The organism is Pantoea sp. M_9 (assembly GCF_008631385.1).
Lineage (GTDB): Bacteria > Pseudomonadota > Gammaproteobacteria > Enterobacterales > Enterobacteriaceae > Pantoea > Pantoea eucrina.
In genome coordinates this window covers 390168-402382 of record NZ_VWUF01000001.1, presented here as the reverse complement: position 1 = coordinate 402382, position 12215 = coordinate 390168, and the positions used below count along the sequence as shown (strand labels likewise).

General features: G+C 57.8%; 13 protein-coding genes. 8 read left to right on the top strand and 5 right to left on the bottom strand.

The window, feature by feature from the left end; all coding sequences use genetic code 11:
• Positions 1–129: 129 nt before the first annotated feature.
• Together ispE and lolB are read right to left on the bottom strand one after the other, a co-directional pair.
• A complete protein-coding gene (ispE, locus tag F3I15_RS01825) occupies positions 130–987 on the bottom strand; it encodes a 4-(cytidine 5'-diphospho)-2-C-methyl-D-erythritol kinase (RefSeq protein WP_150016332.1) in 858 nt (285 codons plus the stop codon).
• The gene (gene lolB / locus F3I15_RS01820) at positions 984–1610 is read right to left on the bottom strand and encodes a lipoprotein insertase outer membrane protein LolB (RefSeq protein ID WP_150016628.1); all 627 of its coding nucleotides are present in this window, start codon (positions 1608–1610) and stop codon (positions 984–986) included. Before lolB ends, ispE begins: the two co-directional genes overlap by 4 nt.
• Positions 1611–1825: 215 nt before the next feature.
• Here lolB and hemA point away from each other — a divergent pair, with 215 nt between their 5' ends.
• From hemA to kdsA, 6 genes are read left to right on the top strand one after another with little or no spacing between them, the layout of a single operon-like run.
• Positions 1826–3082, top strand: a complete 1257-nt coding sequence (gene hemA / locus F3I15_RS01815) for a glutamyl-tRNA reductase (protein ID WP_150016331.1) — start codon at positions 1826–1828, stop codon at positions 3080–3082.
• A gap of 41 nt (positions 3083–3123) precedes the next feature.
• Positions 3124–4206 carry a peptide chain release factor 1 gene (gene prfA / locus F3I15_RS01810; protein ID WP_094111054.1) on the top strand — a complete coding sequence of 361 codons (1083 nt, stop codon included), beginning with the start codon at positions 3124–3126 and terminating at the stop codon, positions 4204–4206.
• Positions 4206–5036 (top strand): peptide chain release factor N(5)-glutamine methyltransferase, encoded by an 831-nt coding sequence (gene prmC / locus F3I15_RS01805; protein WP_150016330.1) that lies wholly within the window; start codon positions 4206–4208, stop codon positions 5034–5036. Before prfA ends, prmC begins: the two co-directional genes overlap by 1 nt.
• A 14-nt stretch (positions 5037–5050) precedes the next feature.
• Entirely contained in the window at positions 5051–5449 is a 399-nt protein-coding gene (locus tag F3I15_RS01800; protein ID WP_150016329.1) for a SirB2 family protein, read from the top strand.
• Positions 5446–6255 carry an invasion regulator SirB1 gene (gene sirB1 / locus F3I15_RS01795; RefSeq protein ID WP_039384942.1) on the top strand — a complete coding sequence of 270 codons (810 nt, stop codon included), beginning with the start codon at positions 5446–5448 and terminating at the stop codon, positions 6253–6255. Before F3I15_RS01800 ends, sirB1 begins: the two co-directional genes overlap by 4 nt.
• Before the next feature lie 24 nt (positions 6256–6279).
• Positions 6280–7134 carry a 3-deoxy-8-phosphooctulonate synthase gene (gene kdsA / locus F3I15_RS01790; protein ID WP_150016328.1) on the top strand — a complete coding sequence of 285 codons (855 nt, stop codon included), beginning with the start codon at positions 6280–6282 and terminating at the stop codon, positions 7132–7134.
• A gap of 63 nt (positions 7135–7197) precedes the next feature.
• On the opposite strand, the gene chaA is transcribed toward kdsA, so the two are convergent.
• Positions 7198–8283: a sodium-potassium/proton antiporter ChaA gene (chaA, locus tag F3I15_RS01785; protein ID WP_150016327.1), complete on the bottom strand. Its 1086-nt coding sequence runs from the start codon at positions 8281–8283 to the stop codon at positions 7198–7200.
• 357 nt (positions 8284–8640) lie between these two features.
• Here chaA and chaB point away from each other — a divergent pair, with 357 nt between their 5' ends.
• Together chaB and F3I15_RS01775 are read left to right on the top strand one after the other, a co-directional pair.
• Positions 8641–8871, top strand: a complete 231-nt coding sequence (gene chaB, locus F3I15_RS01780) for a putative cation transport regulator ChaB (protein ID WP_039384929.1) — start codon at positions 8641–8643, stop codon at positions 8869–8871.
• Between the two features lie 231 nt (positions 8872–9102).
• The gene (locus F3I15_RS01775) at positions 9103–9777 is read left to right on the top strand and encodes a gamma-glutamylcyclotransferase (RefSeq protein ID WP_190314873.1); all 675 of its coding nucleotides are present in this window, start codon (positions 9103–9105) and stop codon (positions 9775–9777) included.
• On the opposite strand, the gene F3I15_RS01770 is transcribed toward F3I15_RS01775, so the two are convergent.
• Together F3I15_RS01770 and F3I15_RS01765 are read right to left on the bottom strand one after the other, a co-directional pair.
• Entirely contained in the window at positions 9774–11189 is a 1416-nt protein-coding gene (locus tag F3I15_RS01770; RefSeq protein ID WP_150016326.1) for a serine/threonine-protein kinase, read from the bottom strand. The two genes, F3I15_RS01775 and F3I15_RS01770, sit on opposite strands and share 4 nt — an antisense overlap.
• Before the next feature lie 64 nt (positions 11190–11253).
• Positions 11254–12204, bottom strand: a complete 951-nt coding sequence (locus F3I15_RS01765; protein WP_150016325.1) for a hypothetical protein — start codon at positions 12202–12204, stop codon at positions 11254–11256.
• Between the last annotated feature and the right edge of the window lie 11 nt (positions 12205–12215).

Genomic DNA, 12215 nt, shown 5'->3' with positions numbered 1-12215 from the left:
ACCTCAGGCTTGGACGTCCAGAGAATGAACCGCTCAAACATAACCGGCGAATATGTTTGAGCCTGTTCATACGGTGTGTTAATGCGCAACGTGCCGTATCTGGAACGGGTAATACGGTCACGTAAACGCTTAAAGCCCGGAAAGGGTTTGCTGCAACGGCGAGAGGTTAAGCCCGCGCGCCACAAATCCGCGAATCCATTTCGGGGCAAGCTCCAGCACCTGACGAGCGTCGGACTCGGTGTCAAATTCAGCAAACACGCAAGCGCCGGTCCCGGTCAGGCGCGACGGCGCGTATTCTAGCAGCCAGGAAAGCAGCGCATCAACCTCACGAAAACGTTTTCTTGCCACAGCTTCACAATCATTGTGAAAAGGCAGGCTCAACAGTTCATCTAATGTGCGTATCGGTGAATTGCGCGTCAGATCGGGATCGCGGAAGATGTCGGGCGTGGCGATACTTACGCCCGGATGCGCCACCAGATACCACTTTTCTGGCGGCGAGGCGGGCTGCAGCTGCTCCCCGACGCCTTCGGCAAACGCAGCGTGGCCGCGCACAAATACCGGGACATCGGCGCCCAGCGTGACGCCCAGCGCAGCCAGTTCATCTGTGCTCAGCCTGCACTGCCACAGGTGGTTCAGCGCCACCAGCACCGTGGCGGCATCTGAGGAGCCGCCGCCCAGCCCGCCGCCCATCGGCAGCTTTTTTTCCAGCGCAATCTGCGCGCCCGCGCGCTCGTCAAGCGTGCCTTTTGCCATCGCCGCCTGCTTCAGCGCCCGCGCCGCGCGTACAATCAGATTGTCAGCGTCCGCCACGCCTGCCAGCGGCGTCAGCAGGCTGATACGCCCGCTGCGATCCGGCGCCATCTCCAGCGTGTCGCCGGCATCGAGAAACTGAAACAGCGTTTGCAGATTGTGATAGCCGTCAGCGCGCTGGCCGGTAATGTAGAGAAACAGATTAAGTTTTGCCGGAGCGGGCCAGGTGGTCATCATTGCAGGGTCCAGCTATCCATACGCAGTTTGATACGCTGGTCACCTTCGGTCAGCTCCAGATTAGCGGGCAGAGAGGGCGTGACTTTCGTGTCGTAGTCACCGATAGCGACGTGCCACTGCTGGCCGTTGCGGCTGTAGCTCAGGCTTTTCAGCTGGTAGCTATTATTGAGCTGGTAATCGGTGGCATCACCCGGCAGGCCCATCATCCACTGCCGCAGGTTGGCCAGCGGAATATCCATGCCGGTGAGCTGCGAAATCATTTTCTCAGCATCATTGCTGGTATAGCGCTTGCCCTTGTTGTCAACAATCTGCACCACGGAGCCCTGCGCATCCAGCTGGAGTTCGGTGCTGCCCAGCGGGTTGGTCAGCAGCAGACGATAGCGGTCAGGGGCGGTCTGCTGCCAGTTGAAGCGGGCGTAGACCTTCTGTTTATCGGACAGATAAGCAAAGGCGCCGCGCGTCTGATAATGGCTGATACCGGCTACCTGCTGCTGGTGCTGTTGCCACTGCGGTGCGGTGGTAGCGGGCCCCGCACCCTGCTGCGGTTTGTTGACGCTACAGGCTGCCAGCAGAACGCTGGCAAGGGGTAAAAGGCGCAACAGTTTGCGCGTGGGCAATGGCATCACGTGGTCATCTCCTCAGACACGTTTTTAATTCGTAACCGATAACGCTAACTGCCCGCCTGAGAACCGTCAATGCCGGCCAGCGGAAAATTGCGCACGATCAGTTTAATCTTATCACTGTCATAGCCTTTGTATGGCTTTCCATGATCTGCCGCATCTTGTAGAATGCGCTTCACAAAACCAGACAATCAATGGGACTTCCCAGCCGCAATCACATGACGCTCCTGGCACTCGGAATCAATCACAAAACCGCTCCTGTCGCTCTGCGTGAACGCGTGTCGTTTACGCCGGACACGCTTGACCAGGCGCTGAACAGCCTGCTGTCTCAGCCAATGGTACAGAGCGGGGTGGTACTCTCTACCTGTAACCGCACCGAACTCTACCTCAGTGTAGAGCAGCAGGCGGATTTGCAGGAGAAGCTGGTGCGCTGGCTATGTGATTACCATGATTTGCCGGAAGCGGACGTGCGCAACAGCCTTTACTGGCACCAGGATAACGCTGCGGTCAGCCATCTGATGCGCGTAGCCAGCGGTCTCGATTCGCTGGTACTGGGTGAGCCGCAAATCCTCGGTCAGGTGAAAAAGGCGCATGCCGACTCCTCACGCGACCGGGCGCTGACCAGCGAGCTGGAGCGTATGTTTCAGAAAACCTTCTCCGTGGCCAAGCGCGTGCGGACCGAAACCGAAATCGGTGCCAGCGCGGTTTCCGTTGCGTTTGCCGCCTGTTCGCTGGCGCGGCAGATATTTGAGTCGCTCAGCACCGTTAATGTGCTGCTGGTCGGGGCGGGCGAAACCATTGAGCTGGTCGCACGCCATTTGCGCGAGCACAGCGTAAAAAAACTGATGATCGCGAACCGCACCCGCGAACGTGCTCAGCTGCTGGCTGACGAGGTGGGGGCCGAGGTGATCAACCTCGCTGAGATTGAAACCCGTCTTTCTGAAGCTGATATCATTATCTCCTCTACCGCCAGCCAGCTGCCAATTATTGGTAAAGGCATGGTGGAGCGTGCGCTGAAGGCGCGACGTAATCAGCCGATGCTGCTGGTGGATATCGCCGTACCGCGCGACGTTGAGCCTGAAGTGGGCAAGCTGCCGAACGCTTACCTCTACAGCGTCGACGATCTGCAGGCGATCATTGAGCAGAATATGGCGCAGCGTAAAGCGGCAGCTCTGCAGGCGGAAAGCATTGTTGTGCAGGAGAGCGGGGAGTTTATGGCGTGGCTGCGCGCGCAAAGCGCCGGCGAATCGATCCGTGAATACCGCATGCAGGCAGAGCAGGTGCGCGCTGAACTGCAGGAGCGCGCGCTGGCTGCGCTGCGGCAGGGAGCAGACGCAGAAAAAGTGCTGCAGGAGCTGGCACATAAACTTACCAACCGCCTGATCCATGCGCCAACCAAATCACTTCAGCAGGCCGCCCGCGATGGCGATGGCGAACGCCTGCAGATCTTACGCGACAGCCTCGGTTTAGAGTAATCTCCGCTGTCACGACCTACCACCGGGATACCTACAATTAGATGAAAAGCTCGATTATTGCCAAGCTGGAAGCGTTACAGGAACGCCATGAAGAAGTGGAAGCGTTACTGGGCGATGCCGGCGTGATTGGCAATCAGGAACGTTTCCGCGCGCTGTCACGCGAATATGCCCAGCTGAGCGATGTGACCCGCTGCTTCCGCGACTGGCAGCAGGTGCAGGATGATGTGGATACCGCTGAAATGCTGCTTGAGGACCCGGAAATGCGCGAAATGGCGCAGGACGAACTCAGACTGGCGCGCGACAAACGCGAGGTGCTGGAGCAGCAGCTGCAGGTGCTGCTGCTGCCGAAAGATCCGGATGACGAACGCCCCTGCTTTATTGAGGTGCGTGCCGGAACCGGCGGCGACGAAGCGGCGATTTTTGCCGGCGATCTGTTCCGCATGTACAGCCGTTACGCTGAAGGGCGGCGCTGGCAGGTAGAGATCATGAGCGCCAATGAAGGCGAGCATGGCGGCTATAAAGAGGTGATCGCGCGGGTGACGGGCGAGGGCGCTTACGGGCGGATGAAGTTTGAGTCAGGTGGTCATCGCGTTCAGCGCGTGCCGGAAACTGAATCGCAGGGGCGCATCCACACCTCGGCCTGTACCGTGGCCGTTATGCCGGAGCTGCCGGAAGCGGAGCTGCCGGATATAAATCCATCCGATCTGAAAATAGATACCTTCCGCTCCTCAGGTGCGGGCGGACAGCACGTCAACACCACCGACTCCGCTATCCGCATCACCCACCTGCCTACCGGCATTGTGGTTGAGTGTCAGGATGAGCGTTCACAGCATAAAAACAAGGCCAAAGCGCTGGCGGTGCTCGGTGCGCGTATTCACGCAGCTGAGATGGCAAAACGCCACGCGGCTGAGGCATCAACCCGGCGCAACCTGCTTGGCAGCGGCGATCGCTCTGACCGTATCCGCACCTATAATTTCCCGCAGGGACGCGTGACCGATCACCGCATCAACCTCACGCTTTACCGGCTGGATGAAACCATGGAAGGCAAGCTGGATACGCTGATCGAGCCGATCGTTCAGGAGTATCAGGCCGATCAGCTCGCCGCGCTGGCCGGACAGGATTGATGGAGATCCGCCGCTGGCGTCAGCTGGCTATGACGGCGCTGAGCGGAGGCGAAAGTCCGAAGCGGGACGCTGAGATCCTGCTCAGCTTTGTGACCGGCAAAACGCGCAGCTGGCTGCTGGCTTTTGATGAGCACGCGCTGAGCGACGCGCAGCTGACACAGCTGGAGCAGCTGCTGGCGCGCCGTCAGCAGGGTGAACCGATCGCTCACCTGACGGGCGAGCGGGAGTTCTGGTCGCTGCCCCTGCGCGTCAGTGACGCCACGCTGATCCCGCGTCCGGATACTGAAGTACTGGTGGAACAGGCGCTGCTGCGCCTGCCTGCAGGGCCCTGTCACGTGCTTGACCTGGGCACCGGCACCGGTGCTATTGCGCTGGCGCTCGCCAGTGAACGACCTGACGCGCAGATCACCGGCTGCGATCGCATTCCCGCTGCCGTTGCGCTGGCGCAGGAGAATGCGGCACGGCTGGGTCTCACCAACGCCCGCTTCCAGCTCAGCCACTGGTTTGACAGCCTGCCTGCGACCCGTTATCACCTCATCGCCAGCAACCCGCCCTATATCGACATGGACGATGCGCATCTGCTGCAGGGTGACGTGCGTTTTGAGCCGCGCAGCGCGCTGGTAGCCGATGACGCCGGACTGGCCGATATTCGTTTTATTATCCACAGCGCCCCGGCGTGGCTCCAGCCGCAGGGCTGGCTGCTGCTGGAGCACGGCTGGCAGCAGGATGCCGACGTGCGTACCCTGATGCATGAGCAGGGCTATCAGCAGGTTACTACTCTCAACGACTACGGCGGCAATCCGCGCGTGACGCTTGGGCAATATGCATAAAAAAGGGGCACAGGATGGCCAGCTGGTATCCGCAGATTAAGCAGTTTCATATTTTTATCGTGGTAGTCAGCGTCAGCCTGTTTCTGCTGCGCTTTTACTGGCTGACGACCGCTTCAGGCCTGCTGCAGCAGCGCTGGGTGCGGATTGTGCCGCACCTGTGTGACACGTTTTTACTGCTGAGCGGCGCGCTGCTGGTGATAATTACTCACTTTTATCCCTTCACACCACAAGGAAGCTGGCTGACGGAGAAGCTGTTAGCGGTTATTATCTACGTCGCCTTGGGTTTTGTGGCACTGAGTCGTCGTCCGCGGAAGCTGAGCACGCGCTGGATCGCCTGCCTGCTTGCGCTGGTTGCTCTGCTGTTTGCAGGCAAACTGGCGATGACCAAAATGCCGATTTTGGGGATAGTATGACCTCATCAGTAGAATTTGATTTTAATGAATCACCGTTAAGTGAAGCGGTCATCGGCGCAACCTGCGCCATCCGCGACGATTTTTCCGCGCCTTCGGTTCAGCAGCAGCTGTCAAAACTGGTGGAAGAAGCGCGCGACTATATCAGCAGCGCCACAGATGCCGATCTGCGGCTGGAAAAGCTGCTGGAGCTCTTCTATCGCGAATGGGGCTTTGGCGGCGCCAGCGGTGTCTACAACCTTTCAGATGCGCTCTGGATTGATAAGGTGCTGAAAAGCCGTCAGGGGACGGCGGTGTCGCTCGGCGTGATACTGCTGCATATCGCCGAGCAGCTGGAGCTGCCGCTGATGCCGGTGATTTTTCCGACTCAGCTGATTCTGCGCGCAGACTGGCTGGATGGCGAAATGTGGCTGATCAATCCGTTTAACGGTGAAACGCTCGATACCCATACGCTTGAGGTCTGGCTGAAGGGTAATATCAGCCCCACGGCCAAACTCTATACCGACGATCTGGACGAAGCCAAAACGCTCAGCGTAATGCGGAAAATGCTCGACACGCTGAAAGCGGCGCTGATGGAAGAGAAGCAGATGGAGCTGGCGCTGAATGTCAGTAAAGTACTGCTGGAGATCGATCCTGACGACCCCTATGAAATCCGCGATCGCGGGCTCATCTACGCCCAGCTGGAGTGTGAGCATATTGCGCTCACTGACTTAACCTATTTTGTTGAGCAGTGCCCGGAAGATCCGGTGAGTGAAATGATTAAAGTTCAGATCCACGCAATCGAACAGAAACAGGTCACGCTACATTAAGCGTTGCCGGCATAAGGAAAGGTCATGACAGAGAAAGTAGTTAAAATTGGCGATATCGATGTCGCAAACGATCTGCCGTTTGTGCTGTTTGGCGGCATGAACGTACTGGAATCACGCGAGCTGGCGATGCGCATCTGTGAGCACTACGTGAAGGTTACCGACAAGCTGGGCATCCCTTACGTTTTCAAAGCCTCTTTTGACAAGGCAAACCGCTCCTCGATTAAATCGTATCGCGGTCCGGGTCTGGATGAGGGGATGAAGATTTTTCAGGAGCTGAAGCAGACGTTCGGCGTGAAGATCATCACCGACGTGCATGAATCCTGGCAGGCGCAGCCGGTTGCCGATGTGGTTGATGTTATTCAATTGCCGGCGTTTCTGGCACGCCAGACGGACCTGGTAGAGGCGATGGCAAAAACCGGCGCGGTAATTAACGTTAAAAAACCACAGTTTGTCAGCCCGGGCCAGATGGGCAATATCGTGGATAAGTTTGCAGAAGGCGGTAACGATAAAGTTATCCTGTGCGATCGCGGCAGCAACTTCGGTTATGACAACCTGGTTGTGGATATGCTGGGCTTTAACGTGATGAAGAAAGTCACTAACAACAGCCCGGTCATTTTTGACGTGACGCATGCGCTGCAGACGCGCGATCCGTTTGGTGCCGCATCGGGCGGTCGCCGTGCTCAGGTCGCTGAGCTGGCGCGTGCCGGCATGGCCGTGGGTATTGCCGGCCTCTTCATCGAGGCGCATCCGGAGCCAAACAGCGCAAAATGCGACGGTCCTTCCGCGCTGCCGCTGGATAAGCTGGAGCCGTTCCTGGCGCAGATGAAAGCGATTGACGATCTGGTCAAGAGCTTCCCGGCGCTGGACACCAGCAACTGATAGCTTCTGGCAAATAAAAAGGCACCCGTGAGGGTGCCTTTTTTGTTTTCGCGGTGTATCCGGTCAGAGCATGATTGTCAGCAGATAACCGGCGAACAGCGCCAGATGTGCCGCACCGTTAAGCACATTCGTTCGGCCGGTTGAAAACGAAATATGACACAGGATCAGAACGGCGATCAGCATGACCATATGCGGTGGCTCCAGGCCAAAAATCAGCGTCTGGCCCGTCAGTGTGGCGATGATACTGACCGCGGGCACGGTAAGTGAGATTGTCGCCAGCACGGAGCCAAAAAACAGGTTCATGGCGCGCTGCACCTGGTTGGTCAGTACCGCCCGGATGGCACCCAGCCCTTCCGGTGAGAGGATCAGCAGCGCGACGAGGAAGCCGGTAAACTGTTCCGGAGCGTTAAGTTCTGTGAGCAGCAGCTCAAGCGGGTTAGCGTTCATTTTTGTCACGCTGATAACCGCAATCAGATGAACGATCAGCCAGAACGTATGCCACATTGAGCTGTGCGCAGAGGGTTTACCGTGGTGCGGATCGTCCCCCTCATCCTCATGCTCATAGACAAACAGGCTCTGGTGCGTTTTGGTCTGGATCAGCAGGAAAACGCCATACATCGCCGCAGAGATAGCTGCGATAATCAGTGCCTGAGCGGTGGTGAAGTTGCCGCCCGGCAGGGCGTTGGGGAATACCAGTACCAGAATGGCAAGCGGGAAGATGGCAATCATATACTGTTTGACGCCAGCCAGATTGACATACTGAGTAGCGAACTTTCTGCCTCCCAGCAGCAGCGCGCAGCCTACCAGCCCGGATGTGACGATCATAATGATGGAATAGAGCGTGTCGCGCATCAGTGCCGGTGCGGCGTCGCCCGTTGCCATCAGCGCAGAGATCAGGCTTACCTCTAGAATCACTACAGAGAGGCTGAGGATCAGCGAGCCGTAAGGTTCGCCCAGCCGGTGAGCCAGCACGTCAGCATGGCGCACAACGCTGAAGGCGCTGCTCAGAATAGCCACCAGTGCCAGCAGGTTAATACCGATAACCGGCAGAAGCGCTGTCTGATTACCAAAAAAGGCCAGCACCGTCAGCGCAGCAACCGGAAGAATCAGCGAAAATTCGCTGTGTCGGGTTTTCTCATGTCCAGGCATTCACCATCCCCATTAGCAAAATGTTTAAAAACCGGCGTCATTGCCTGTTAACTATACGCATTAATTACACTGGCGCAGTGTAGCTTTTCATCACTCGCTGAACAGATTTTTTACGCGACTTTACTTTTTGTAGTTTATTGCTCCTGGTGGCTTAAACAGAGGGTTATTGGGATATTTATATTTCAATTCAGTTAAATATAAACTTATAATAAGCAGGAAGAGAGCAGAAAATGTTGTTTAACGGCTGCGATGTCAGGCGGTTTTTTNATTCGATTTAACCATGAGCGGCAAAAGAGAGGGTTTGCATTTTAGCTAAGCTGTTCCAGACTTTAAGAGATAACTGCCACCGGAGGAGCTATGCCTTATTCATCAACCAGTGAACTGCCGGACAGCGTGCGTCATGTGCTGCCGGCTCATGCTCAAACCATTTACCAGAACGCGTTTAACAGCGCCTGGGATCAGTACAAAGATAAAGAGGATCGGCGGGGCGATGCCTCACGGGAAGAGGTCGCACACAAGGTCGCCTGGGCGGCAGTGAAGCATGACTACGTGAAAGGTGACGACGACAAGTGGCATCCGAAAAAGTAGTTTCCGCTGCGGGCCTGAACAGCCCGCATCATCCCCGGTTTTAATCCTCTCATTATTTTTTCCCGCCAGCCGATACTCTGAAACAGTTCTTTATGTGAAAAGCGTCAGGACAATCTTGAAACCGCAGCAATGAATGCATTACTGTTTCTGACTGTGCCGAGGCGCGTCGTTTTCAGGATACCGGTTCGGGATCCAGGCGTGCGGGATGCCAGGGCAGTAGAGGAGATCGCAGTGTTAACCCGGGAATTCTTACTTAAAGCCGATTGCAAAACATCCTTTGGTGATATCGATGAGGCGCTACTGTGGAGCTGTGAAAAGCGCGCCGCTTCGCTTTCTGCTACGCTCGCCTGCCGGCCCGATCAAAGTCCGGTGTGGATTTTTGGTTATGGTTCGCTGATGTGGAACCCGGTGTTTGACGCGGAGGAGGTGGCTTCAGGGCGCCTGGAAGGGTGGCATCGCGCGTTCTGTCTGCGGCTCACCGCCGGACGGGGCACCGAGGCCGCGCCTGGACGCATGCTGGCGCTGAAAGAGGGCGGCAGCACCAGCGGCCTGGCCTTTCGTCTGCCGGAGGCGCGCCTGCATGAAGAGCTGGAGCTGCTCTGGAAGCGTGAGATGATCACCGGCTGCTATCTGCCCACCTGGTGTGAGCTGCAGCTGGAGGATGAACGCCGCGTTACGGCGTTAGTGTTCATCATGGATCCGCGTCATCCGCTGTATGAGGATGACTCCTGCCGAAGTACCATTGCACCGCTGATTGCGCAGGCGAGCGGGCCGCTCGGCACCAATGCGCAGTACCTTTTCTCACTTGAGCAGGAGCTGGTCAGACGCGGCATGCAGGAAGCCGCGCTGACGCGTCTTGCCGCTGAGGTAAGGGCGCTGCAGCAGCGCACCGCACCTCAGGCTTAATTGCCGGGGTTAATGAGCCAGGTACCAGGCTGCTTGATCGTCAGGGCCTGGCTGCGCACCTGATCACCATGCCGCACCTCAAGACGATAGCTGCCGGCAGCGAGATTGAGTGACGCAAAACCGCTGCTGGCGGCTTTCACATCCTGTACTTCACCATTCAGCACGACGCTTTCGCCTGCCTGCAGCTGCAGATAGAGCGTGGCAATGGCAGGCGCACTGGCCGCCGCCGGTACCTTCGTCGCTGCCGGCGCAGCGGCTTCCGGCGCGGCTGCGACAGGCGGCGTCTCACTGTGACGCACTGTCTGCCACACGACCAGACCCACAGCCAGCAGCGCCACAGCAGCCAGCGCCACTATACCCGGCGAGACGCGCCGGCCTGCTGCACCGCCAGCGATCGGCTCAGCGGCGGCAGCGGCGGGATTAATCGCCACCAGCGGAGGTTCCGGTTCTGCGGCGGTATCCGGCAGCCCGGCGGGCAGGGCTACAACCGGCAGCGGCGTGCTGAGCGCTTCGGCATCGCTCACCGGCAGATCGATTAGCTGCGCAAAGGCGTCGATGGTCTGCGGACGCTCCTGAGGCTTCATCGCCAGCGCACAGTCGATGGCGTGCAGCAGCGGCAGGGAATAGCCTTCAGGCCGGGTGACGGCAAGCGGCTGATAATTATCCTCAATGCAGCGCACTACGCTGACCGGCGGCGCATGGCCGGTAATCAGCGTGTGTAATACTGCACCCAGCGCGTAGATATCGGTCCACGGACCCTGTTCGACTTCACCCTCTTCGCTATATTGCTCAATGGGTGCAAAGCCCGGTTTCAGCATGATTTCAGTTTCATCTGACAGATTGCCGATCTCTTTGCGCGCTGAACCAAAATCGAGCAGTACCGGCAGCTGGTTATCCTGAATCTGAATATTATCCAGCGAGATGTCGCGATGCAGATAGCCGGCAGTATGGATGGTGTTGATGGCTCCAAACAGCGGCGGAAGCAGGCGACGGATCCAGGCTTCATCAACGGCGTCAGACTGGCTTGCCTGCCACGCTTTCAGCGTCATGCCGCTATAGAACAGCGTGCCCATATAGGCGGTGCCGTTCTCTTCCCAGAAGCGCAGCACGTGCAGCAGCCCCGGATGATTGAAGCGTGCCAGCAGGCGTGCTTCCTGGATAAAGCTGTTGCGGCCCGCGTTGAATAATTTCTGAAAGCGCTCACCACGCAGTTCAAGCGACATGTCGGCAGCACGTACGGCCAGCGACTGCGGCATATACTCCTTAATGGCGATAAACCGTTCCAGCTGGTGATCCCAGGCGCGATAGACGATACCAAAGCCGCCCCCGCCCACGACGTCCCTGATTTCAAACTCGTTAAACCGGTAGCCCGCAGGCAGGGCATTAGGGATATGATTTTCGTTTGCCGACATAGTGAGTTCTCTGAACACATCCTGTAGTGCCTGTTGCCGCAGGGCAGCAGGCAGCGATCGCTGATTAATTAATGTTACGCCAGGCACCGATAGCCGGATCGGCGAGATCCGCATGCAGGGTGTCAATGAGTAACACTGTCACTTTTTGCTGTGGCATAAACTGCGGCGACCAGATGCCGCGTAAACGATCGACCTGTGCTTTTACCGTGCTGCTGTCACTGCCAGCTTTTTTATCCATCTGAATCAGCAGGGTACCGCCAAAGCGCCAGACATGCTCTCGCGCATCAAACGGCAACACCAGCCAACTCCCGGCAGCATCCGGCCGGGTCACAATCATTCGCTGTTTATTGACCGCGACAATCTCCAGCGGTTTGGTGCCAGCTGCGAGGCTGGCGACCGGATATCCCTGATAAAAGGTCACCGGCAGCGTCGCAGGTTCGCCTTTACTCAGCAGGGTTATGCTGGCTGCGCCTTCCAGCCAGCCTTCCGTTGAGCAGCGCTGTGCCGGCGCATCAGGAATAAACAGCGAAGCGCCTTTGTCATCCCACCAGGTGCGGAAATGACAGCCTCCGGGCAGCGCAAAGTGCTGCAGCGGCGTGTTGTCCGCCGGTCGGGAGAGATCCAGCGGTGCGGCGGTGGTACTGCTGGCGCTGGCGGTTGCGTCATTCAAAATAATCGGGCGCCAGTTCTGCAGTTTTGCTGCGCTGCCGTTCGCCAGCACGCTGCCTTCTTTGGTCGTCATCTGCCACGGCAGCTCGTCAAGGCTGCCGCACTGGTTCGCCAGTAGTGTGCCTACCCGGGGCAGAAAGCTGGCAAGAATGCGCGTGTCGCTGCTTTTACCCGATACAATCCGCAACGGCAGCGTCTCTTTGCACCAGTCGTCGGGCGCTTTACTGGCAACATTGTCGATCCAGACCTCCAGCGCCAGGCTGGGCGAATAGACCACACGATAATCTTCTGCCTGTGCATTCTGGGCCAGCAGCAGGGCGGCAATACCCGACAACCACACTTTCATAGGGATCCTTG